The organism is Chitinophaga agri, assembly GCF_010093065.1.
GTDB lineage: Bacteria > Bacteroidota > Bacteroidia > Chitinophagales > Chitinophagaceae > Chitinophaga > Chitinophaga agri.
Window position 1 is genome coordinate 737241 of the sequence record NZ_CP048113.1, and the last position, 23472, is coordinate 760712.

At 48.0% G+C, this 23472-nt stretch carries 19 protein-coding genes; 13 read left to right on the plus strand and 6 right to left on the minus strand.

From position 1 onward, the window contains the following. Complete coding sequence (locus GWR21_RS02820; protein WP_162330265.1) at positions 1-1782, plus strand: cytochrome-c peroxidase; 1782 nt, start codon at positions 1-3, stop codon at positions 1780-1782. A 199-nt stretch (positions 1783-1981) separates the two neighbouring features. On the opposite strand, the gene GWR21_RS02825 is transcribed toward GWR21_RS02820, so the two are convergent. Further along, positions 1982-2629 (minus strand): response regulator, encoded by a 648-nt coding sequence (locus tag GWR21_RS02825; RefSeq protein WP_162330266.1) that lies wholly within the window; start codon positions 2627-2629, stop codon positions 1982-1984. Positions 2630-3071: 442 nt separating this feature from the next. On the opposite strand from GWR21_RS02825, the gene GWR21_RS02830 reads away from it, so the two are divergent. Beyond that, positions 3072-3581, plus strand: coding sequence for a 2'-5' RNA ligase family protein (locus GWR21_RS02830; RefSeq protein ID WP_162330267.1), 510 nt, complete (start codon positions 3072-3074; stop codon positions 3579-3581). A gap of 59 nt (positions 3582-3640) precedes the next feature. On the opposite strand, the gene GWR21_RS02835 is transcribed toward GWR21_RS02830, so the two are convergent. Beyond that, positions 3641-4099, minus strand: coding sequence for a peroxiredoxin (locus tag GWR21_RS02835; RefSeq protein WP_162330268.1), 459 nt, complete (start codon positions 4097-4099; stop codon positions 3641-3643). Between the two features lie 75 nt (positions 4100-4174). Continuing rightward, complete coding sequence (locus GWR21_RS02840) at positions 4175-4399, minus strand: hypothetical protein (protein ID WP_162330269.1); 225 nt, start codon at positions 4397-4399, stop codon at positions 4175-4177. A 96-nt stretch (positions 4400-4495) separates the two neighbouring features. On the opposite strand from GWR21_RS02840, the gene GWR21_RS02845 reads away from it, so the two are divergent. Beyond that, positions 4496-6370 carry a M1 family metallopeptidase gene (locus GWR21_RS02845; RefSeq protein WP_162330270.1) on the plus strand — a complete coding sequence of 625 codons (1875 nt, stop codon included), beginning with the start codon at positions 4496-4498 and terminating at the stop codon, positions 6368-6370. A 6-nt stretch (positions 6371-6376) separates the two neighbouring features. On the opposite strand, the gene GWR21_RS02850 is transcribed toward GWR21_RS02845, so the two are convergent. Then, on the minus strand, positions 6377-7297 hold the full coding sequence (locus GWR21_RS02850) for an AraC family transcriptional regulator (RefSeq protein WP_162330271.1): 921 nt from the start codon (positions 7295-7297) through the stop codon (positions 6377-6379). A gap of 157 nt (positions 7298-7454) precedes the next feature. Here GWR21_RS02850 and GWR21_RS02855 point away from each other — a divergent pair, with 157 nt between their 5' ends. Both GWR21_RS02855 and GWR21_RS02860 read left to right on the plus strand, forming a co-directional pair. Next, positions 7455-8987, plus strand: a complete 1533-nt coding sequence (locus GWR21_RS02855; protein ID WP_162330272.1) for an aldehyde dehydrogenase family protein — start codon at positions 7455-7457, stop codon at positions 8985-8987. 29 nt (positions 8988-9016) lie between these two features. Further along, complete coding sequence (locus GWR21_RS02860; RefSeq protein WP_162330273.1) at positions 9017-9382, plus strand: DUF779 domain-containing protein; 366 nt, start codon at positions 9017-9019, stop codon at positions 9380-9382. 150 nt (positions 9383-9532) lie between these two features. Here GWR21_RS02860 and GWR21_RS02865 read toward each other — a convergent pair whose 3' ends face one another. Continuing rightward, on the minus strand, positions 9533-11305 hold the full coding sequence (locus tag GWR21_RS02865) for a cellulase family glycosylhydrolase (RefSeq protein ID WP_162330274.1): 1773 nt from the start codon (positions 11303-11305) through the stop codon (positions 9533-9535). Between the two features lie 194 nt (positions 11306-11499). On the opposite strand from GWR21_RS02865, the gene GWR21_RS02870 reads away from it, so the two are divergent. Both GWR21_RS02870 and GWR21_RS02875 read left to right on the plus strand, forming a co-directional pair. Then, entirely contained in the window at positions 11500-12165 is a 666-nt protein-coding gene (locus tag GWR21_RS02870; protein WP_162330275.1) for an NAD-dependent epimerase/dehydratase family protein, read from the plus strand. Positions 12166-12259: 94 nt separating this feature from the next. Further along, positions 12260-12568, plus strand: a complete 309-nt coding sequence (locus GWR21_RS02875; RefSeq protein ID WP_162330276.1) for a DUF1493 family protein — start codon at positions 12260-12262, stop codon at positions 12566-12568. A 113-nt stretch (positions 12569-12681) separates the two neighbouring features. Here the strand turns inward: GWR21_RS02875 and GWR21_RS02880 are convergent, their stop codons facing one another. Next, entirely contained in the window at positions 12682-13221 is a 540-nt protein-coding gene (locus GWR21_RS02880) for a hypothetical protein (protein WP_162330277.1), read from the minus strand. Positions 13222-13662: 441 nt separating this feature from the next. Here GWR21_RS02880 and GWR21_RS02885 point away from each other — a divergent pair, with 441 nt between their 5' ends. The 6 genes from GWR21_RS02885 to GWR21_RS02910 all read left to right on the plus strand — a co-directional run bounded on the left by GWR21_RS02885 (position 13663) and on the right by GWR21_RS02910 (position 23465). Next, positions 13663-17901, plus strand: a complete 4239-nt coding sequence (locus GWR21_RS02885) for a DUF6443 domain-containing protein (RefSeq protein ID WP_162330278.1) — start codon at positions 13663-13665, stop codon at positions 17899-17901. After that, a complete protein-coding gene (locus GWR21_RS02890) occupies positions 17898-18233 on the plus strand; it encodes a hypothetical protein (RefSeq protein ID WP_162330279.1) in 336 nt (111 codons plus the stop codon). The genes GWR21_RS02885 and GWR21_RS02890 overlap by 4 nt, the downstream gene beginning before the upstream one ends. 760 nt (positions 18234-18993) lie before the next feature. Next, entirely contained in the window at positions 18994-19467 is a 474-nt protein-coding gene (locus tag GWR21_RS02895) for a (2Fe-2S)-binding protein (protein ID WP_162330280.1), read from the plus strand. Then, positions 19464-21650: a xanthine dehydrogenase family protein molybdopterin-binding subunit gene (locus GWR21_RS02900; RefSeq protein WP_162330281.1), complete on the plus strand. Its 2187-nt coding sequence runs from the start codon at positions 19464-19466 to the stop codon at positions 21648-21650. Before GWR21_RS02895 ends, GWR21_RS02900 begins: the two co-directional genes overlap by 4 nt. Before the next feature lie 32 nt (positions 21651-21682). Continuing rightward, a complete protein-coding gene (locus GWR21_RS02905) occupies positions 21683-22345 on the plus strand; it encodes a hypothetical protein (RefSeq protein WP_162330282.1) in 663 nt (220 codons plus the stop codon). Position 22346: 1 nt separating this feature from the next. Continuing rightward, on the plus strand, positions 22347-23465 hold the full coding sequence (locus GWR21_RS02910) for an XdhC family protein (protein WP_162330283.1): 1119 nt from the start codon (positions 22347-22349) through the stop codon (positions 23463-23465). Positions 23466-23472: the final 7 nt, after the last annotated feature.

A 23472-nucleotide genomic window follows, 5' to 3' on the forward strand; every position in this document is an offset into this window, starting at 1 on the left:
ATGAAGATCAGGAATTGTTTACTGGTAGCCATCGCAGGAATAACCTCCTGGATAGCATGTACGAATACCCATACATCCGCAGCAGATTTTGATAAGACCATTCACCAATGGCTGACCATACATATCGATTCACTGGAAGCAGGAGCGGAGCGCCTGCGGGCCCTGGCTGCCGCACGCGCACCAGAGCAGGAGCTGCGTAATGCCTTTAAGGAGTGCAGGCGGTCATTCAAACAGCTGGAGTGGTTCAGCGTGTACTATGCGCCCGCTACTTCCCGCCAGCTCAACGGCCCGCCATTACCAGAGATCGAAGTAGAGGAGAATAAACGCTCAGATCCCACGGGACTGCAGGTAATGGAGGAGATGTTATTCCCTTATGATACAGCTGTATCGGCCGATCTGCTGAAAGAGGCGAGGGGACTGATCTCCAGTCTGATCCCTTTAAGACATACCATCGAAAATACCCGCTTCGATACCGCCCACGTTTTTGATGCCTGTAAGATGGAGGTCTTCCGTACAGAAGCATTAGGCATCAGCGGCTTCGATACACCCTTATCCGGTTGGGGAATAGAAGAAACCGGGGTGGCCCTGCGTGCAGTAAAGGATATAATGGCCCTGACGGGCGCACCTGATACGCTGTTGTCCCGTTTCGACAAGACGATCGCTGTGACAGAAAAAACTGTACCGGCAGGCACCTTTGACTACGCAGCATTCATGGCAGAACAGCTGAATCCATTATCTGCTGCTATGACCGACTGGTTTTATGCCGCCGGACTGCCGCCCATTAAGTACCCACAGGCACTGAAGAACACGGCCCGTACGTTGTTTGACAGCAGCGCTTTCAATACCGCCTATTTTGTACATAATGCAGATGCGATACCTACACCTCAAAAGGTAGCCCTGGGTAAAATGCTCTTCTATGACAACAGACTGGCAGGTAACGGTCAGCGTAACTGCAGCAGCTGCCACCAGCCTGAGAAGGCATTTACCGACGGACTGCCTAAGAACGTGGCACTCGATGGTTCTTCCCGCGTATTACGCAATACGCCAACGCTACTTTATGCAGGCCTGCAACAGGCACAGTTCTACGACATGCGCTCTCCTACATTGGAAAATCAGGTGCTCGATGTCTTACATAACGAAGCAGAGATGCATTCTTCCCCCGAAAGCGTAGCCTCCTGGCTCAATAGTGACAGTGTCCTGAAATCACAATTTAAGGCCGCTTTTCCGGACATGCAGGATACTATACTACCCAGGCACGTGATGCGGGCGATCGCGGCTTATATAAGAGAATTACACCCTTTCCGTTCTGATTTCGACCGGTATATGCGCGGAGATGCGACGGCACTGACGACCACACAAAAGAAAGGCTTGAACCTGTTTATGGGAAAAGCCCGTTGTGCTACCTGCCACTTTATGCCATTGTTCAATGGCACCGGGGCTCCTTCCTTTGCTACGTCAGAGTCAGAAGTGCTGGGCGTATTAAGATCGCCAGGGATAGCGGAACTCGACCCCGACATGGGCAGATATACACATACCCAGCTGGATGAGCTGAAATATGCCTTTAAGACACCGACATTACGGAATATCGGTCTGACAGCCCCCTACATGCATAACGGCGCCTACAGGACACTGGAGGAAGTGATGACCTTCTATAACAAAGGCGGCGCTGCCGGTTATGGCATTACTTTGCCAGGGCAGACCCTGTCAGCAGATTCGCTGCGGTTATCAGCGGAAGAAATGAAAAGCATAGTAGCATTTATGGAAGCACTGACGGATAAATAAAAGAGCCCTGGGAACAGGGCTCTAACATATAGATTAACGTAAACAGATAGTTGAATATTTTTATCTGAAATAGCTTTGTATTTGGCTGAAAGGATGCCGCCGTAACGGCTTTCCGGACAGCAAATGTATATGTTCTTACCATGCTGGTCAATCACCTAAATCGGGGAGTAGCAGACAGCTCTCCACGATAACTGAACGACTACACCAGCCGCTGATTAATAGCCAGTGCAACCGCTTCTGTCAGCGACGCCACCCGTAACTTCTCATAGATCTTTTTCACATGACTTCTCACCGTCTCATAGCTGATGCTCAGCTCTGACGCAATCATTTTATAACTCATACCATTCACCACACAGGTCAGCACTTCCTTTTCCCTGGCAGTCAGGTTATAGTTATCGTTGCTCGGTTCCGGTTTCTGTATAGCCGATTTTTGTAACAGATTCAGTACCCGGCGTGCAATGGAAGGACTCATGGGGGAACCGCCGGTTTGCAGTTCCTGTATGGCATCTGTCAGTCGTGTATCCAGGTCGTCTTTCAGAATATAACCGGAGGCACCGGCGCAAATAGAGTCAAAGACCCTGTCATCGTCTTCAAAGGCCGTCTGCACCAATATCTGTACATGCGGCAATTCGTTTTTCAGGAGTCTGATCGCCTCAATACCATTCACCTCCGGCATCTCTATGTCCAGCAGCACGATCCCGGCGTCACAGTCCCGGACATCGTCCACACAGCTGCGGGCATCGCTGAACACACCCGCCACGGCTATAGAAGGGGCGGTACGCAATAGCTGACAGATGTTGTCGCGGATATCCTGGTTGTCGTCAAAGATGGCAACGCGTATACTCATGGTTTGTTTTTTTGTAATTACCCTGGTTAATCAGGTAAGATCACCCGTGTCCGGTCATTCCTGCACCAAACCATATACATCCCTGTTTTCCTGCAGCTGCAGTTGAACCTTAATATGGGAAAAAGCCCGCTTTGCACTCCTCAGCGTATTGAAAAGTTGTCTGTTACTTGCGCTTTAATGGTTTGGGTTAACATGATCATTGTTACCGGCACTGGTAAGTTTTTCTCATGACAGGTTTTAACACTGTTGACTTTGTTGTGTGATCAAAATTACGCGTTTAATAATATTAAATTGTAACCAGTTGCTCATTTTTTCAGTATAATAAGGTAATTTTTTATACGTGTTGTAACACGTGGTTTTTCGTCATCTTCGTCTGGAACGGATTTCCGCTTGTTTTTGTTACACAGAATCGTTTAATATTGAGTAGACTTTAACATAAAAAATGAGTAATATCCTGATCGTCACGCTGGAGATGGAAGAAGTGTATCAACGACATTTTAATGAACTGCGTACACGTTACTTTCCCGCTCACGCCAATTACCTGGATGCACATATTACGTTGTTTCATCATTTACCCGCGGCGGAGCCGGCTATTACAGCCGCGTTGGAAGCAGCTGCACAGAGACAGCCGTTAATGCTGACGGTAGCAGGGATCGTACATTTTGGGAACGGAGTAGCCTACAGACTGGTATCTGACGCATTACAGACAATGCACAGCCGTCTGCAGCAAACTTTTGAGCCCTGGCTGATCCGACAGGACAAGCAACCGCTGCGCCCACATATAACTGTGCAGAATAAAGTGACGGACTTCAAGGCGAGACAATTACATGAAACATTGTCTGCAACGTTTACGCCTTTTGAAATGAAAGCCGTGGGATTAAAGACCTGGCGTTATCTGCACGGCCCATGGAAAGCGGAACAGTACTTTGCATTCGATGCGTTGGCCGAATAGCAGGGGCCTTACGTGAAAAATGCCCGTATAAAGTATAAACCTTATACGGGCGATATTATTTACGCAGTGGCATGCAGGAGGGAAAGCATCTTCTGTGCATGTGCCGCCCCGTTAAGGAAACCTCTGAAAGAAGCGGCGATCTTTCCGTCCAGTCCTACCAGGAACGTTTCACGACCTGTCAGGAACAATACATTCCTGATACCAAACTGTTTCAGTACCTTGTTACCCGGGTCGCTTAACAGTGTAAAGGGTAGACGGTGATGCTTTTTAAAAGCATGATGACTCTCTACGCTGCCCGCGTTGATGCCGATCACTTCTACTCCCTCATCTGTAAAATCTGCATAGCTATCCCGGAATGAACAGGCTTCTTTCGTGCAGACTGCACTTTCATCCTTCGGATAAAAGTAGATCACCAGTTTTTTCTTACCTATATAATCACGGATGTTCACTGTCTTGCCATCCTGGTCCTGTAATGTAAAATCAGGAATACGGTCGCCTATACCTAATGTATTTGCCATTGCTGTTTGTTTTACGTTGTTTGTAAATGGTACAGCAAAGCTACCTGACCCATCGCAGAAAGATTTTAACCCAGGTTAATTTTCGGCTTTTGCCAGGTAATTATCTATCGCTTGTCCGATTTCCTTTGTTTCCGGTGTTTCATTGTCTGTTCCATCTTCAAACCAGTGGTTCGCTCCTTCATTGTCCTGCTTCAGGAAAAGAACGATGGTCCTGCCGGGTAACGCTACCTTAAAACGACGTTTGTCAGACTGTTCAACGGTTAACTGACTGTCTTTGTGATCAATGGTGAAAGTACTCATGTTGACTTGTTTTATGATGAGTGGTACAATCATTATGCCTGTTTCATCCTACTGTTATGAGGGGACCGTATCTTTGCCGACATCTAAACATTACTTATGACCAGGATCTTACTCGCACTGACGCTGATGCTCGGCTATGCCGGCGCGGCTTCAGCACAGGAGCTGTACATGCCCCGCAATGTTAAAAAAGCCTACGAAAATAAAACACGTGCCAGGAACGGCCTTCCCGGAGAACGTTACTGGCAGAACAAAGGCCGCTATGATATACAGCTGAAAGTAAACGCGCCCTCCGGTGTGGTGTATGGTGCTGAAAATGTCCGTTATATCAACAACAGCCCCGACACCCTGAAAAGGCTTGTTATCCGCCTGATCTGTAACCTCCACAAGGTGAATGCGCCCCGGTCCGGATATGTAAGCCGCGATTTCCTTACGGAAGGGGTTACCATTGACACGTTCCTGGTCAATGGTACAAATGTGCCTTTTGACAATGATATTGCGACCGTTGGTATGGTAAACCTGCCAAAGGCGCTGAATGCAAAGGACAGCCTGGACCTTCATATCAGCTGGCACTACACCCTCTCTCAGCAGAGTGGCAGGGAAGGTAAGATCGATAGCTCCACCTTCTTCCTCGCGTACGCTTACCCGCGTGTATCCGTATATGATGATTATAACGGCTGGGACCAGATCGAACATATGGACAGGGTTGAGTTTTACAGCGATTTTAATGACTATAACGTAGCTGTGACGGTGCCCGGGAACTATGTAGTATGGGGTACCGGCGTACTGCAGAATGCAGCAGCCGTTTTACAGCCGGCAATCGCCAAACGCCTGAATGATTCCTATACATCCGACCAGCTGATACATATTGCCAGCAAGGAAGAAATGCGCGCGGGTAAGATTACACAACAGAATGACTGGAATACCTGGAAGTTCACCGCTTCAAACATCGCTGATGTAACCTTCGGTACCAGCAGCCATTATGTATGGGACGCCGCGAGCGTAGTGGTAGATAGCACTACTGGCAGACGTGCCAGTGTTCAGGCTGCTTATGACGATGCTGCCGCCGACTTTCATCATTCTGTGGATTTTTCACGCTACGCACTGGGATGGTTCTCCCGCAACTGGCCTGGTATCCCTTATCCCTTCCCGACAATGACCGCCTTCCAGGGGTATGCCGATATGGAATATCCGATGATGGTCAATGATGCGACCCTGGGTGACCAGTTAGGTTTCGCACAACTGGTACAGGACCACGAGATCGCACATACGTATTTCCCTTTCTACATGGGCATCAACGAAAGCCGTTATGCCTTTATGGATGAAGGCTGGGCAACCACCTTCGAATACCTCATCGGTATTGCAGAGAAAGGGAAGGAAGCGGCAGACAACTTCTATAAGTCATTCCGTGTAAAATATTACATCAGTGATCCTTCCGGCGAAGAAGATCAGCCCATCATTTCTCAGTCGCACCAGGTAAGTGGCGCCGGTTACGGCAATAATGCCTACGGTAAGCCTTCCCTGGCGTATCTGGCCCTGAAAGACATGCTGGGAGATGTGGTGTTTAAAAAGTCGCTGCACGCCTACATGAACAACTGGAACGGTAAACATCCGACGCCATGGGACTTCTTCAATTCCATGAATACCGCTTCCGGTCAGGACCTCAACTGGTTCTGGAATAACTGGTTCTTCAGCAATAATTATATTGACCTGGAACTGGTAAGTGTAAAAGCTAAAAAAGACAACGCAGCAATAGCGATTGCCAATAACGGCGGATTTGCCATTCCATTTGATGTGGTGGTGACCTTTGAAGATGGTACGACAAAATCCGTACATCAGACGCCTGCTGTATGGAAGAACGGTATTAAGAATATCACGGTAAATGTGCCTGTCAATAAAGCTATCGCCTCCGTAAAACTGGACGGTGTGATCTACATGGATTACACACCTGTAAATAATGTATGGAAAAAATAAAGCAGACTATTCCTGTGCAGACTGGTACGCTTTAGGTGTAGTACCTTCCAGTTTCCGGAATACCCTGATAAAATAGTTCACATCAGTAAAGCCGCAGAGTTTACTTACATCATAGATGGAGTGCTGCGGCTTTGCTAATAGCTCTTTCGCCAGCTTTATCCGCTCATTGTTGACATACTCCAGCGGCGTGATGCCAAACTGCTCCCTGAACCATTTAAAGAACAGGTTCCTGCTCAGATAAGCCTTCCTGCTCAGTGCATCCACCGCTATTTTTTCCGTCAGATGCTCCCTGATATATTTTAGCACGAAATTCAGCCGGTTGCCATTACTATCAGCAATACTGCCTTCAACCGCCTGTCCCAGCTGCTGGCTTTGCAGTAACCGGATCAGCAGTTCCTTTAGCTGCAGATCTGCATAGATGTTCTTTGACCGGTCCTCACTCGTACAGATCCGGATCAGTTTATTGATCAGTTCAGTAACCTCATGATTATTCTCAAAGTGATACCGCTGGAAGGAGAGCTGCCAGTTCTGGCGTCCTTCTCCGCTGTTATAGTAGTTGTTCAGATAGTCCACCGTTTCCCGGATATAAATATCATCGATGGCCAGCGCGATACACTGCGTAGGATTATCAACGGTTGCCTCCGGGAAATCAATGATCATGGTCTCGTGTGGTGGCACAATAACAGTTTCACCCGGGAGGTAATCAAAAGAAGGTTTATCGGAAAGATGCATCACTTTTTTACCCCTGATCATACTGGTGATCACCAGGTCATTAAAAGTGAGCGGCACGTGGTAGGCCTGCTCATAACTTTCGAAGATATTCAGTTCACAACTCCGCAGATTGAACACACGCCTGTTCTCTACCAGTGTTTGCAACTCACGTGGGACCGTAAGGTCTATTTTCTGCAAATAATTTTTTACTTGCATAGGAATAATCTGTTTACTATTAACAAGTTAACCAAATTTTACTCCTTCTCAAAATTAAGGTACGATCGTGCTATAAATAAGTACAAAAATATCCGCGTCTTGTGGTGAGTTCATGATCTTAGCAGTATTATTTCACGTTAAACCAAATTCCACTATTATGAGCATTGCAACATCTGCTGCCCCTTCGTCAACCCTGGCAGCACGCCCTGAATTTAAATCAAGGTATGATCACTTCATAAACGGTGAATGGGTGCCACCATCCAGCGGTGAATATTTCGATAACATTTCTCCAATAGATGGTAAAGTATTTACCCAGGCTGCACGGGGAAATGCTGCGGATATTGACAAAGCCATAGATGCGGCGCATGCCGCTTTTGCCTCCTGGGGTAAAACAGCCGCTTCCTACCGGAGTAACCTCCTGCTGAAAATTGCACAGATCGTGGAAGATAACCTGGACTACCTGGCTGTTGTCGAGACAATAGATAATGGTAAGCCACTGAGAGAGACCAAAGCGGCCGATCTGCCTTTGGTAATAGATCATTTCCGCTACTTCGCCGGCGTTATCCGCAGTGAAGAAGGGACTATCAGTGAACATGATGAAAATACCGTCAGCATCAACCTGCACGAGCCGATCGGCGTGGTCGGTCAGATCATTCCATGGAACTTCCCCCTGCTGATGGCTACCTGGAAGATCGCGCCTGCACTGGCTGCCGGCTGCTGCGTAGTGGTGAAACCAGCTGAACAAACGCCGACCAGCATTATGGTGCTCATGGAACTTATCGGACACGTATTACCGAAAGGTGTCCTCAATATAGTGACTGGTTTTGGTGTGGAAGCTGGTAAACCACTGGCATCTTCGCCAAAGGTGCAGAAAGTCGCTTTTACCGGCGAAACAACTACCGGCAGACTCATTATGCAGTATGCCTCTGAAAATCTGATTCCTGTTACGATGGAACTGGGTGGTAAGAGCCCGAACATCTTCTTCGAAAGCGTTGCTGACGCTGATGATGATTTCTTTGATAAAGCGGTGGAGGGTGCCGTGCTTTTTGCGCTCAACCAGGGAGAAGTATGTACCTGTCCCAGCCGTATTCTCGTACACGAGCATATTTACGACCGTTTCATGGAACGTGTCATAGAACGTACCAAGGCGATCAAAATGGGTAATCCGCTCGATGCCACTGTCATGATGGGGGCACAGGCGTCAGAAGACCAGTACCAGAAGATCCTTAGTTACCTTGATATCGGTAAACAGGAAGGGGCGGAGGTACTCGTTGGTGGAGCTGCCTATCAGCAGAACGGTGGTCTGGAAAACGGATATTATATCCAACCGACCCTGCTGAAGGGACACAATAAGATGCGGGTATTCCAGGAAGAGATCTTCGGCCCCGTTGCCTGCGTAACCACTTTTAAATCCACTGAAGAAGCAGTAGCTATCGCCAATGACACCCTCTATGGTCTGGGTGCCGGTGTATGGACGAGAGATGCGCATGAGCTCTATCAGATACCCCGTGCCATTCAGGCCGGCAGGGTGTGGGTGAACTGCTACCATGCGTATCCCGCACACGCGCCATTTGGTGGATATAAGAAGTCTGGTTTTGGCAGGGAAACGCATAAGATGATGCTGAATCACTACCGGCAGACGAAAAACATGCTGATCTCCTACGGGAAACAGAAATTAGGATTCTTTTAGTGCAATTCCTGATCAACCATACTATTCTGATGATCTTTCGAATCATAGCAACCGACGAAGCCATATCCTTGATCAATGAGCTCCGTCACAAGCACGGCCCCCTGATGTTTCACCAGAGTGGGGGCTGTTGTGACGGCTCACAACCGATGTGCTTCCCGGACGGGGAATTTAAAGTAGGCGCATCGGACATATGTCTCGGCGAGGTCGCCGGATGTAAGTTTTATATGAGCGCGGACCAGTTTGAATATTGGAAGCATACGCAGCTGACCCTGGACGTAATTAAGGGGCGTGGTAGCAGCTTTTCACTGGAAATCCCGCTAGGAGTGCGGTTTCATATAAGATCAAGAGTATTCAGCGAAGAAGAAATAGCTGAATTATCCAGAACCGCAAATTGAATGAGGAATTAGGAATTGGGAATTGTTCAGCAAGCCGTTGCATATACTGATCCTGGCAGTTTTATAATCACGCCCGGACCGCACATAGCAATGAGATGCTATCAGGGGCTGAAGGCTAACCAATTCCTAATTCCTGATTTCCTGATTATTTTATGGTATTGGGGATTTCTCAAAACGGATGGCCTTCAGGTCAAATCCTCCCGTTTCGGCGGATAACCGGACGGTTTGGCGGCCATTCCTGACGGGTATGTTACGCAATGTATAGGTTTGCCATGCACCATCCTTCTGCTCTTTCGCAGGAATAACCGTCACTTTGCCGACCGGTTTACCCTCAATGCTGATCGCCAGTTTACCTGGCGTCTTACCCGGCGCCGCTATGATAGCGATGTTGTATTTACCCTTCTGTAATACGCTCACCGTGTATTGCATCCACTCGCCGGTCGCAATATCTGTCACATAATAACTGTCCGTCTCCTTCGCATCTGCTTTAATGTCAACACCATCATTGCGATATACCCGGCCACTGTTGCCACCCACCCATTTGGGATTTGTCGTGCGGTAATTAGCCGTATCGGTATCGAAGTAGGCGGCACGTAAGGCGCCCAGGTCATAATCCACTGCCTTGATCTCCGCTTTATTGTTGATCGCATTCGCTTTAAAGGGTAGCGTCTTGCTGCTGAACGGCTGACGGATCATCGCGTCAATCACATCACGATGCAGGATGTTGCGGTTAATATTGGCATCCCGCGCTACCTGCATCAGCCCTTCATAGGCAATATCCGCAGAAGGCGCGGCCGCTTTACCGCTGATATAATCAATAACGCGCATGTATTTTTCGTTGGATTTTATCTCCAGCGGATTATTCGCGCCCAGTTTCTTCAATGGCCACCAGGACCATCCGATATTGTTCTTTTCAAAAAGGCGGATGGCTTCAGTGAACCATACATTCGAGTTTTCGCCTGTTTCACCCAGCCACACAGGGATGTGGTATCGCTGCCGGAAGTCCAGGAAGTGCTGGATAGATCTGGCGTCATTCAGGTTCCAGTATTTGTGGAAGCTCAGGACCATGTTTTTATCCCACGGCGGCAGGATGCCATTATAGTTATTGCCCCAGCCATTTCCTTCAATGATGATGATATGGCGGTCGTCTACTTCGCGGATCGCTTTGGTTATATCCTGCATCAGTTGTTTCAGCAGCACATTATTCTGCTCCTTCAGTCCGTTCTTGTCATTATCCGGGTCTTCAAAGCCATAATTGGGCTCATTCAGAATATCATACGCGCCGATATAGGGCTCTTTTGCATAACGTTCCGCCAGTTTCCTCCAGAGGGCGATCGTTTTCAGGCGATCGGCCTCATTTTGCCACAAGGAAGGCTTTGTACCGTCACGGTCGGAGATGTTCAGGTCATTGCCTTGTCCACCGGGAGCTGCATGCAGGTCCAGGATCAGGTACATCTGGTTGGCCTTACACCACGAAAGCAAACTATCCGTTAGTACAAACCCTTTTTCAAGCCAGGTGTTTTGTCCGGCTACAGGCTCTTTGTCTGACGGTAACGTATACAGGTTAAAGTGCATGGGTAAACGAACAGAATTGAACCCCCAGGCTCTCATGGAGTCGATATCGGCTTTGGTAGTATGATTGTCCAGCCAGGCATCGTAGAACTCCTGTGTCTTTTCGCGGCCTATGATACTTTCGATACCCGCCCGGATCTTATGTTGCTGACCCTGACCATTTACGCGCAGCATATAGCCTTCCTGCAGCATCCAGCCTCCGAGGCCAATGCCACGTAACAATACATTTTCCCCTTTTTGGTTGACGATCTTTGTGTCCTGTGCTTTCAGGAATCCCTGGCTCCAGCTTTGTAATGGGTGCAGGCTCATAGAAGAGAGTAGCAATAGCGAGACGCTTTTGAGTAGTTTCATAACAAATTATTGGGCTAAAATTGACTGGTAGTCAAAATAGGGATTTATGGCAAGAAAAGGAAACAATATATACCTCTTCAACGGTATTCTATCCGAAGGAACTGAAACTGTTGAATAAGAAGTATACTATCTGAGAAAACCCGGTCAACAGTCTTTTTATAATCCTTTTTGTTTTATTATATTATATTGGTTGTATGAAAATAAGAGCCATTATTACCGGTGCTACAGGGATGGTAGGTGAGGGTGTGTTGCTGAAGTGCCTGGAAAGCGCTGATGTTGAATCCGTGTTGGTCATCAATCGGAAGCCCTGCGGTGTGACACATCCTAAGTTAAAAGAGATCATTCACAAGGATTTTATGAATGTGGAACCTATCCGTAGTCAGCTGAGTAACTACAACGCCTGTTATTTTTGCCTGGGCGTATCGTCGGTAGGGATGGATAAGGATACCTATTACCAGATGACGTACACGCTGACCATGCATGTCGCCCGTGTATTGAGTGAGCTGAATACTGATATGACCTTCTGTTACGTTTCCGGTGGCGGGACAGACTCCACGGAGAAGGGAAGACAACACTGGGCGAGAGTGAAAGGGAAGACGGAGAATGATCTCATGCAATTGCCGTTTAAGGCAGTGTATGCATTTAGACCTGGGTTTATTAAGAAGGTAAAGGGGCAGAAAAATGTGCATCCTTTTTATAGGTATATTAACTGGGTATTTCCGGTTGGCCGGTTGATATACGCTCCCGCGTTTTGTAAGATGGAAGAGTTGGCGCGTGCGATGATGCAGGTGACGTTAAGGGGGTATGAAAAAAACGTGCTGGAGGGGAGGGATATTATTGAGATGGGGAAGGAGGTATAGGGCTGTGATCATAACCATAACTAGTCGCCCCGGCGAAGGATACACAATGTCGGGCCAGGTTCGGTTATTATTTTAAGCAGATAAAAGATGGAATATGAAAGAAGAGCTATTAAATGATTTAGTTGCTTTTATACATCAGCAATCAAGGCATTTTGATATTCCGGTTACGACAGGCACTTCAATAGAGAATGATCTTGGTATAACCGGTGATGATGGTGAGGACTTCATAATACAGTTTAGCAAAAAGTACAGTGTAGATATTAGTAGTTTTCATTTCACGAAATATTTCTATCCTGAACCATCTATGTTGCTTATACCAAAGGAAATTAAGATTTTAACCGTAGGTGATCTTATGAAAGCTATAGCGGCGCGGAGATTAGATGATGATGTGATTAACGGATAAATCAATAACGGCTGAAGATTCGCCTGCTGTTTGGCCATGAATATACCATACCTGTCAATGATCACATCGAAGGACAAACGTATAAAGTCAATATAAAGAAACCGATCGTGCTTTTATGTGAGCAGGACTTCTTTCACGGTGTCCCTCCCTGGCAGATCCTTCGCAACAACAATGATCTTACCTCCTACAGGCAATGATGCCGCCTTATAACGCCACTCTATCCCGTTCCAGCCTAACTCCGCCCTGCCACTCTCTTTGATCACGCCGTCCGCATCCAGTACCTTTACTTCGACTTTCGCTACGCGGAATTCATCTTTCGCCGTTACCACCACATCATTCTCTTCCAGCCTGATATTCTGTACTTCCGGAGAACGATAGGCATCTTTCACCGCCATATTATAGGCATTCTGACCAGGACCGGCCATAGATGCATAATATTCCTTTACTGCAGGATCTTCCATCATTGCCTGCGCCAGAGAGGAGGCAATGATCATTCTCTTCCTGGCTGCCAGCTGTTTTTGAGTCGGTTTTTTAGTAGACGGGCCGCGTTTCTTCGCCATAATGATCTGCCCGTTCCTTTCATAGATAGTGAGTTGTCTGCCGATAGTACCCCGGACAAACTGCATGAGGATGTTATCCTTAATAATTGCCATAATAGGTCATTTTGAGATTGTTACGACAAAGGTAAGCCGTTCGGCCGCTGTCCCAATGCATTGTGTAATAAATAGGTTGTTTACAGGTCACTTCAATATCTAGCTGATATAATAGTGACCTGTATCTGACCTGTTTATAACCGGAAGTATCAGCATCTTAATGCTACCTAAGAGATGAAGGAACTATATGCGAAGTGGTAGACATACTATTTTGGGGCTTGTTAACTTTGAATTAACTATATTGTAGAAAATAACTCGTTACTTCGTGACTGTTACCATATCATGGAGAGGGTCCTATGAAACCGCTACATTGATAACCGCACTGTTAATCCGTTTTCCCCCTAATGGCTACTATTTTTTAATTGTTATCCCAATCTGCCACTTTTTATGCAGTCGAGATTTGCTATGTTTTTATCGCGCACGCAGATATTACGCGTGGTTATGTACCTATTCTTAGCAACAACGTATAACGTGTCGCTTATTAGGGCACAGAATCGTCCTGCTAATACTATCAGACCCTCAGCCAGACCAGCGGCATTGTCCCCTGGCTACAGATCCGCGCTTGTGAACCGTATACGTACCTGGACACCAGCCGCTCCGGCTACTGATACGGGATGGGTGACCGCCACTACCAGAACAGCAGTGGAGGTACGTATGCAGACACAGTATTTTGACGGATTAGGACGTTTGTTGCAGACAGTCGGCCGGCAGCATAGCCCTGGAGGAAAAGATGTCGTATCTCCGGCGTTGTATGATGCTTTCGGAAGAGAGCAGTTTAGCTATCTGCCCTATGCACAGCAGACAGGGATCAGCAATGGGGCATTTAAGACGACCCCTTTCCCTGCACAGAGCGCCTATTATAAGGATAGGGCGCTGTCTCCTGGTGTAGGAAGTGATAGTATTTATTACACCCAGACGCGTTATGACGCTTCTCCATTGAACAGGGTAACACATGCCTGGGCACCGGGTAATGCCTGGGCAAAAGAAGGTGGAAGCCGGCCGGTGATGCAGCGTTATCAGGTCAATACTGTCGCTGATTCTGTAAGATGCTGGACGATGCCAGTGACGGGACAGATACCTGTCAGCGTCCGTATATACAGCGCAGGGACCCTGTTAAAAGATGTGGTCATCAGCGAAGCCGGTGTACAGCGTATAACTTACCATGATAAGGCAGGACGTGTTGTATTGTATCGATCACAGCTGGCCGCCAATCCCGGTACCGGGCATATGGGATGGTTATCTACCTATTACGTGTATGACGATGCCGGTATGCTACGTGCGGTGATACCGCCCAAAGCGGTCGATCTTATAAAAGGCAGCTGGACCGTTCCGGAAGTGGCTGCCACTGAACTGTGTTTCCTATACCGCTATGACGGTGAATTACGGACGATCGTACAGAAAGTACCGGGGGCAGATAGTATCGAAATGGTCTATGATAAGCGCGACAGGATCGTGGCCCGCAGAGATGGAGTTATGAAGGCGATGGGGCAATGGTATGCCATCTCATATGATCAGCTCAACAGGGAACGAAAGACGGCCCTGATCAATCTTCCTGATAGCAGGGCGCAATTGCAGATGCGTGTCGATCAGCTGATACCCGGATCGCAGGATATCCTGTCGCTGGTTGCTGCCACTCAGACAAGAATACTGACGAATACCTTTTACGATGATTATAATTTCCCCGGTAAACAATCTTATCTCGTTGCAGATATCAATAAAGTGAAGGCAGGCGGCAATTCCTATCCGGTGTTGCTACCCTCCGTTGCCAGCCAGATGACGAAAGGCCTGATGACGGGGAGGAGCGTGCGGGTCGAAGCGACTGAGCAGTTCATTACGGCTACATTTTATTACGATGCGAAAGGAAGAGTGACGCAGGTGCTGGCTAATAATATGGCTGGAGGTAACGATGTTATTACCACCCTGTATGATTTCAGCGGAAAGATATTAAGCACTTACCAGCGGCATACAAATCCGAGAAGTGTATTGACACCACAGACTACCATCCTGACCACATTCGCCTATGATGCCCTGGGGAGGGTAGACTCGGTAGGGAAGCGTATCAATGATGATCCTGCCACGCAGCACACCATCGCTGTAAATGTCTATGATGAAAATGGCAGGTTACGTACGAAGCGGCTTGAAGTCACCGGCGCCAATGCGCAGTTGGAAACATTGCAGTATGTGTATAATATTCGCGGATGGCTGAAGTCCGTCAACGGGACATTCGTCAATACCTCCGGTTCGACTTCCAACTGGTTCGGACAGGAGTATAGCTATGAGTATGGTTTTGACAGTAGTGAGTATACCGGTAATATAGCCGGTATAAAATGGAAGACTGCCACTGACGGCATTGTCCGGGCCTACGGATTTGACTACGACAGGGCGGACCAGCTCAATTATGCTGATTTCGTACAGCAGCAACCCGGTAGTACCACCTGGACAAATGACAAGGCAGACTTCTCAGTCAGCGGACTAACATATGATCCCGGCGGAAATATCCTGTCGATGAAACAGCGGGGCGTCAGCGGAATGGCTGTGCGGACGATCGACAGTCTGAAATACGGTTACTTCCCCGGCAGTAACCGGCTGAGTTATGTGACCGACAAACGAAACGATCCTGCCACCCAGCTTGGCGACTTCAGGGAAATGGATAACAGGGAAGTGCAGGATTACTGGTATGACCCTAACGGGAATATATCCAGAGACAACAACAAGGCAATCGACACAGTCCTTTACAACCACCAGCAACTGCCAGCAATACTACTTGCTAAAGGAAAAAAGGCCTCCATCCATTATCTCTATGCCGCGGGTAAAGGAGAACTGCTGGCAAAGATGGTGGCTGACACGAGTATAACACCACATCGTTCCAGGATTACACATTACATCAATGGGTTCCAGTACGAACAGGATACCCTGCAGTTCATTGCCCAGGAGGAAGGTCGTATCCGGCCAGTTTACAAAACAGGTAAACCGGTAGTATATGTATTTGATTATTTCCTGAAAGATAACCTGGGAAATGTCCGCATGGTACTCAGCACAGAAAAGGACACTGTCGTATATAAGGCGACAATGGAGACTGCTTCTGCCGCCAGAGAAGCCACCCTGTTCAGTAATATTGCGGAGACGCGTGCAAAGAAGCCGGTTGGTTATCCGGACGGCCTAATAGGAAGCACGGATGGATATGTTGCCAGACTAAACGCCATCAACGGACAAAAGATCGGTCCTTCATTGGTCATACGTGTAATGGCTGGCGATAGTCTCATGATCGGTGTTAACGCATTTCATAAAAAGGGCCCGGCCACACCCATCAATATCAGACCAGAAGCAATGATCACGGCCTTATTGGATGCGTTTAACAGTAAACTACCAGGCAGCCAGGTGCACGGTATAACGGACGCCAGTTTGTCATCCTTCCCGTTTGGCACGGCTGCTCACAAACAATTACAGGACCAGTTACCACGAAACGACATGCCGGATCCGTTACCCGCATATCTCTGTTTTGCAGGCTTTGATGACCAGCTTAACCTGGTCAGCCGGAATACCGGTGTAAGACAGGTACAACCGGAGACAGACATTGTACAAACACTGGTGGCGCCACCGATGCGGATAGATAAGAGCGGATATGTTTATATTTATACCACCAATGAAAGTGCCCAGGATGTATACTTTGATAATCTGACAGTTACACACATTACTGGTCCTTTGCTGGAAGAGACACATTATTATCCTTTTGGCCTCACGATGGCTGCCATCAGTTACCCGGCCCTAAAAGGACTGCAGTACCCGGAAAACAGGAAACGCTATAACGGCATTGAACTTAACACAGCGCTTAGCCTCAATGAATACGATGCCTTTTACAGGACGTTAGACCCTCAAACAGGTAGGTGGAAGCAGATAGACCCCAAGATTGATAAGATGGAGGCATGGTCGCCCTATGTGTCTAATTTCAATAATCCTATACGCTATAGTGACTTCCTGGGAGATAAACCGGAGCCAGATCCGGGGCAGGGAATACTTAAAACGATGTTCCAGGTGTTCAATGTGATGGTGCGACAGCTCAATAACTATATGAACCAGAATAGAAAGGAGAACATGGCGGTGATCCGTGGAGCTGTAAATCAGGGTGTTGAGAATTTTAAAGGTCGTATAGCAACAGGAAACACTACGCCGCAGCTGATATATAATGCGTTTAGGCAAGATCCGCTCGGCGCCGTGACCGGATTTGGAGGATTAGAGCTGAAAGTGGCAGTAACAACGACAAAAGAGCTGGCGCTTACATCGAATGTGGGGAGTGGTGGAGCGAAAGTAGCAGAGGGGATAGAGGTAGGAGTGAAGATGTCAGGGAAGTTGGATGGTGCAGGGCGGGCGAAAGAGTTCGGTGACGAGTGGTCGAAGGCCAGTTTAAGTGAGGCAATAGAGAAATTTGCGCCGGGAGCGGAAGGTGTGGTAAGCGACAATGGAAAGAAAATTATTTATGCAAATGAGGGCTCTACTATTCAAGTAGTAGAAGACCGGCTAGGTAATTATTTTCGAATAGAAAATACTGCATTATCCGGCAAACGAAAGTTTTTAGACTTTGATGGAAAGGTGCCGAATAATAAGATTGTAAACGGAAAAACAAAAGGTAGATCCCAGCCAGAATATAACCAAGTTACGCACTATTTAAATATTGATAAATGAAAACACGAATAATTACAGTGCCCATTGACAAGGAAGCACAATATGAATTAGACTACGATAGGGCAGAGCCACATCAATTGATCGAAATAATGATTGACCAAAGTGAATTCAAGGAATTAGATTCAGCCGGAGTCTTTGATCGAATAAACGAAATTGCTGACGCAATGATAGATGATTATGAAGATGATGGAATAGTTGAAAAGGAAAAGTTGCAAAAAGTTTTGGCAAGCGACGTTTTTGATATTCCAGTCACTACTAATAAACTTAAAGAACTTAAATCTTTATTTATTGAAGCGCTTCAGCGTGGTACCGGTGTATTTTTCTACTTCTGAGATTCGTTATCAGTGATAAAAGAGTTTTACACCGTCTATTTAAGTAGTGATAAATTTCTATCACTACTTGAATAGACTTCGCTTGGGAATCTCCGTGCCGTCCTAATGTCTGCAGTCAGGTTTGCAGATGGAGATGGAGGGCCTTAGCCCTTCATGCGCGGCTCAGCCCATGCAACAGGGGTTTAATAGCCCCACTACCGCCCAATGCCTATCCCTCAGTAGCATAGCAAGGACGCATGGAGGGGTACAGCCCGTAATCCCATCTGATACCGGCAAAGACCATCGTCTGATAAAACCTGTAACGACACCCATTCAACAGCGCATACGCTATCTTGCACATATAAATATTGATCAAATCTATGCCCATACCTTCCCATAGTTCCAATACCCCCGACACCACTACTTAAAAAAACAACATATCCTCCCCATATACCTATTCAAGTAGTTTGATTTTTACAACCCCTCTATTTTTCGTTATTCCCTAAATAACATAACGTTCCCTCTCTCTCAAATCAAATCCCGGATCCATAAACTTTGAATTTTATAGTTATCTGTTTGAATATTACAATTTGCATAACCCTCCTTCGAACTAAATTTGCTTTTAAACGTTAACGATTTCAGGAAGCAAAGGTCAAATTTGATAAGTGATTCCCGTCAGGAACCTGCGGCCACACGCCGTATACGGGTCGTCAGCAGTATCAGTGATCCCTGCCGCAAGTCAACCTATTTAGATCAATTATTTACAGAAAAGCAAATCTTTATGGTTAAACTAAAGATCAACCAGAAAGAGTATTCAGTGGACGCCAGCCCTGACATGCCATTACTATGGGCATTGAGGGACGTGCTGGGATTAACTGGTACCAAATTCGGTTGCGGAATGGCGCAATGTGGCGCCTGTACCGTCCATTTAGATGGAGAAGCAGTGCGTTCATGTGTAACATTGGTGTCACGGGCCGTAGGCAAGGAAGTGACAACAATTGAAGGCTTATCTGCCGATCCGGAAAATTACCTGCAGAAAGCATGGCTGGACATTGATGTACCGCAATGCGGCTATTGCCAGTCCGGACAAATTATGTCCGCCGCCGTTCTGCTCAGGGAGAATCCAAATCCTACAGATGAAGACATCGACAACGCAATGTCCGGGAATATCTGTCGCTGCGGCACATATCCCCGTATAAGAAAGGCTATTCATTTAGCCGCAAAAATGCAGCGGGAAGGAGGTAGCGCGAAATGAGTGAAGTATTGAACAGTAGCAGGCGTAACTTCCTGAAAGCCGGTGCCGTACTGGGTAGCGGATTGCTCATCTCCTTTACCGTACCCGGAGCGAAGAAGCTCGCCGGCGCCGGCGGAGCATCTATGGTAGGTCCGCAAAGCGGAGCAGCATTTGCACCAAATGCCTACCTGCATATCACAGCAGATAATCAGATCCTCGTCTACCTGGCGCACGCCGAAATGGGACAGGGTATCTGGACGACACTGTCTATGATGATCGCAGATGAACTGGATGTTGACGTAAATAAAATGGTCGTGCAACATGGCGATGCCTGGAAACCATACAACCATACGCTGTTTGGTATACAAATCACCGGAGGTTCCAGTACCACATATTCTGAGTTTGAAAGATACCGTAAAGCAGGAGCGACCGCCAGGATGTTACTGGTGGAAGCAGCGGCGAAGAAATTCGGTGTGAGCCCGTCAGCATGTACGACGGCAAACGGTATCGTTACAGCAGGCAATAAAACCGCTACTTACGGCGAACTGGCATCCGAGGCGGCCACATTGACCGCACCGGCTGATGTGCCGCTGAAAGATCCGAAAGACTGGAAATATATCGGTAAAGGCGTGAAACGCCTCGATACCCCCGCGAAGATCAATGGCACCGCTAAATTCGGCATGGATGTGCAGTTCCCCGGACTGCTGACCGCCACCGTTTTACATGCGCCGGTTTTTGGGGCGAAAGTAAAGTCAGTGGATGCAGCGAAAGCGAAAGCTATTCCAGGGGTGAAACAGGTCGTGCAGATCCCGACCGGAGTTGCCGTGCTGGCGGATAACTACTGGGCAGCTAAGAAAGGACGCGCCGCATTGAAAGTGGAGTGGGATTTAGGTAGTGGTGTGCAGGTGGATTCTACAGCGATGATGGCGAAGTATAAACAACTGGCCAAAACACCCGGCGCACCGGCAGCGAAAGGCGGTAACGTAGATACAGGTATGTCAAAGGCCGTGAAGACGGTAGAGGCAGTATACACCTTTCCCTATCTGGCACACGCTCCGATGGAACCACTGAACGTGACCATCGAACTGAAAGACGGAAAGTGCGAGATCTGGTGCGGTACCCAGATGCCAGGTATGGACCAGGATGCAGCAGCGAAAGTACTGGGATTGAAACCGGAACAGGTAAGGGTGAACACCGTATTCCTGGGTGGAGGCTTCGGTAGAAGGGCTACGCCGGCATCCGACTTTGTAAAGGAGGCAGCCGAAATTGTTAAAGCAAGTGGTAAACCACTGGTGAAGATGGTATGGGCGCGTGAAGATGATGTGAAAGGCGGATTCTATCGTCCGGCATTTGTACATAATGTCAAGGTGGGATTGAACGCGGATGGTATGCCGGTTGCGTGGAGTCATAACATCGTAGGACAGTCCATCATGGAAGGGACCCTGTTCGCTGCTATGATCAAGGACGGTATTGACGCAGCCTCTGTGGAAGGGGTAGCCGATTCTCCCTACCTGGCGGCGGTGCCTGACAAGCTGGTGACCCTGCATTCGCCAAAGAACGAAGTACCGGTGCTCTGGTGGCGCTCCGTTGGACATACACATACAGCGATGGCCATGGAAGCGATGATCGATGAACTGGCCCATGCGGTTGGGAAAGACCCGCTGGCATACAGACAGGAACTGCTGAAAGACCATCCGAGACACCTCGCGGCACTGAACCTGGCGGCTGAAAAGGCCGGATGGGGTAAGCCATTGGCTGCAGGACGGTTCAGGGGTATCGCAGTACATGAGTCGTTCCTGAGCTATGTCGCGCACGTGGTGGAGATCTCCCTGAACAGTGATGGTACCATTAAGGTGCACAAGGTCGTGAGTGCCATTGACTGCGGACTGGCCGTTAACCCGGATGGCGTAAGGGCCCAGATAGAAAGTGGTATCAACTTTGGCGTGTCCGGTGCGCTGCTGGGTGAGATCAGCCTGGAAAAGGGCCGTGTGCAACAGGGCAACTTCAATGATTACGTGGTGTCAAGAATGTTTGATACACCAGCTGAAATAGAAGTACATATCGTGGAAAACGGTGGTAAAATGGGCGGTGTCGGAGAACCTGGCGTTCCTCCGGTGGCACCGGCTATTGCCAATGCGTACTTCTCAGCTACCGGCAAACGACTGAGAGATCTGCCGTTTAACAAGGCAATCCTGAAGGCGTAATGTTCCTGATTATTTACACGTAAAGCGATGTTATGTCACAAATAACTAAAAATCAATTTTTTAATACAAGAAAGGGGATTTACCTGCTGCTTGCTGTGACGGCAATTTCGTCGGTTGTAGTATCTTTCCGCTCGGACGCATTCAATAAGGTGCCCGCCGAAAAGAAAACAGCTACTGTTGCGATGCTGGAAGCGGCGGAACCAGACAGCGTGATCTCTAAGAAAGCCTTTTTACAGGCATATAAAGTGCTGATGCACCCGCGTTGTATGAACTGTCATCCAACAGGAGACAGGCCACTACAGGGTGACGACAGCCACATACACACCATGAACGTGCAGCGTGGGGTAGACGGTAAAGGACTGTATGCCATGAAATGTTCTAACTGTCACCAGCCCCAGAACACACCGGGACTGCATATGCCGCCGGGTAATCCGAACTGGCACCTGCCACCTGCTGACATGAAAATGGTGTTCCAGGGTAAGTCGCCGAGAGAACTGGCACAAACAATGCTGGATAAAAGCCAGAATGGTCATAAAGACTATGAAGGCCTGATCGAGCACGTCAGTAAAGACTCGCTCGTAGGCAGCGGCTGGAACCCAGCAGAAGGGCTGGCACATCTGCCAATGAGCCGCGCAGAATTTGTAAAACATTTTAAAACATGGCTGGATAAGGGTGCTTATCTGCCTGACAAATAAGATGAAGGAAATTGAGGATATCATACGGGCGTATAAAGTTTCCCAACAGTCTGGAAAGAAGGTCGCACTAGCTACCGTTGTATATGTGGAAGGCTCTTCCTACCGTCGTCCGGGTGCCAGAATGCTGGTCACGGAAGACGGAGAGATGACCGGCGCTATCAGCGGCGGATGTCTGGAAGGTGACGCACTGAGAAGGGCGTTACTGGCCATCGTGCAGCAGCAGAATAAGCTGATCACCTATGATACAACGGATGAGGATGATGCAAAGATCGGTGTACAACTCGGGTGTAACGGGGTAGTGCATATCCTGTTCGAACCCATAGATCCGCAGTCGCCCCATCATGCTATCCGCCTGCTGGAACAGGTGCTGGAGAAACGGGAAGACGCCGTATTAGTAACCCTGTTCAGGTTAAACCAGGCTGCTCAGCAGCCTGGTACCTGTCTTCGCTATGCTGGTAATAGCTTTGCCGGTAGTCTCGAAGACGGAGAACTGAAAACCATGATCGTAAAGGATGTATTGGAAGTGTTCAGTACAAAGCAGGGCATGGTTAAACAGTACGGCGACGAAAAACCGGCATTGCATGCTTTCGTCGAACTGCTGAAACCTCCGGTATCCCTGATCATCGCCGGTGCTGGTAATGATGCGATGCCCCTGGTGGAGATCGCACGTATACAGGGTTGGCATACTACCGTGGTGGATGGAAGGGCGTTATATGCCACTCCCGCCAGGTTCCCCGGTGCAGGCAGAGTGATCGTCAGCAAAGCGAAAGATGTGTTGGATAAAGTAGTGATTGACGAACGCACCGTTTTTGTGCTGATGACGCATAATTACAATTATGATCTCGCACTGCTGGAATTACTGCTGCAAAAAGAAGTAACTTACATCGGTACGCTGGGGCCGAAGTCAAAGCTGGAACGTATGCTGGATGAACTGGCAGCGAAAGGGATGGTGGTAAGTGAAGAAAGCAGGGCCAGGATACATGGTCCCGTGGGACTCGATATAGGTGCGGAAACAGCAGAAGAAATTGCATTGTCTGTGACGGCTGAAATAAAAAGCGTACTTTCAGAGAGGACCGGCATTCCTCTCAGAGAGAAAGACGGGCCGATACATACTTTGTAAATCGTAT

Excerpts from the sequence above, each read along its gene's own strand:
- GWR21_RS02870 (WP_162330275.1), top strand. The coding sequence starts at position 11,500 with ATGAAAATAAGAGCCATTATTACCGGTGCTACAGGGATGGTAGGTGAG.
- GWR21_RS02900 (WP_162330281.1), top strand. The coding sequence starts at position 19,464 with ATGAGTGAAGTATTGAACAGTAGCAGGCGTAACTTCCTGAAAGCCGGT.
- GWR21_RS02860 (WP_162330273.1), top strand. The coding sequence starts at position 9,017 with ATGATCTTTCGAATCATAGCAACCGACGAAGCCATATCCTTGATCAAT.
- GWR21_RS02820 (WP_162330265.1), top strand. The coding sequence starts at position 1 with ATGAAGATCAGGAATTGTTTACTGGTAGCCATCGCAGGAATAACCTCC.
- GWR21_RS02840 (WP_162330269.1), bottom strand. The coding sequence starts at position 4,399 with ATGAGTACTTTCACCATTGATCACAAAGACAGTCAGTTAACCGTTGAA.
- GWR21_RS02910 (WP_162330283.1), top strand. The coding sequence starts at position 22,347 with ATGAAGGAAATTGAGGATATCATACGGGCGTATAAAGTTTCCCAACAG.
- GWR21_RS02855 (WP_162330272.1), top strand. The coding sequence starts at position 7,455 with ATGAGCATTGCAACATCTGCTGCCCCTTCGTCAACCCTGGCAGCACGC.
- GWR21_RS02830 (WP_162330267.1), top strand. The coding sequence starts at position 3,072 with ATGAGTAATATCCTGATCGTCACGCTGGAGATGGAAGAAGTGTATCAA.
- GWR21_RS02885 (WP_162330278.1), top strand. The coding sequence starts at position 13,663 with ATGTACCTATTCTTAGCAACAACGTATAACGTGTCGCTTATTAGGGCA.
- GWR21_RS02865 (WP_162330274.1), bottom strand. The coding sequence starts at position 11,305 with ATGAAACTACTCAAAAGCGTCTCGCTATTGCTACTCTCTTCTATGAGC.
- GWR21_RS02905 (WP_162330282.1), top strand. The coding sequence starts at position 21,683 with ATGTCACAAATAACTAAAAATCAATTTTTTAATACAAGAAAGGGGATT.
- GWR21_RS02835 (WP_162330268.1), bottom strand. The coding sequence starts at position 4,099 with ATGGCAAATACATTAGGTATAGGCGACCGTATTCCTGATTTTACATTA.
- GWR21_RS02895 (WP_162330280.1), top strand. The coding sequence starts at position 18,994 with ATGGTTAAACTAAAGATCAACCAGAAAGAGTATTCAGTGGACGCCAGC.
- GWR21_RS02880 (WP_162330277.1), bottom strand. The coding sequence starts at position 13,221 with ATGGCAATTATTAAGGATAACATCCTCATGCAGTTTGTCCGGGGTACT.
- GWR21_RS02850 (WP_162330271.1), bottom strand. The coding sequence starts at position 7,297 with ATGCAAGTAAAAAATTATTTGCAGAAAATAGACCTTACGGTCCCACGT.
- GWR21_RS02825 (WP_162330266.1), bottom strand. The coding sequence starts at position 2,629 with ATGAGTATACGCGTTGCCATCTTTGACGACAACCAGGATATCCGCGAC.
- GWR21_RS02845 (WP_162330270.1), top strand. The coding sequence starts at position 4,496 with ATGACCAGGATCTTACTCGCACTGACGCTGATGCTCGGCTATGCCGGC.
- GWR21_RS02875 (WP_162330276.1), top strand. The coding sequence starts at position 12,260 with ATGAAAGAAGAGCTATTAAATGATTTAGTTGCTTTTATACATCAGCAA.
- GWR21_RS02890 (WP_162330279.1), top strand. The coding sequence starts at position 17,898 with ATGAAAACACGAATAATTACAGTGCCCATTGACAAGGAAGCACAATAT.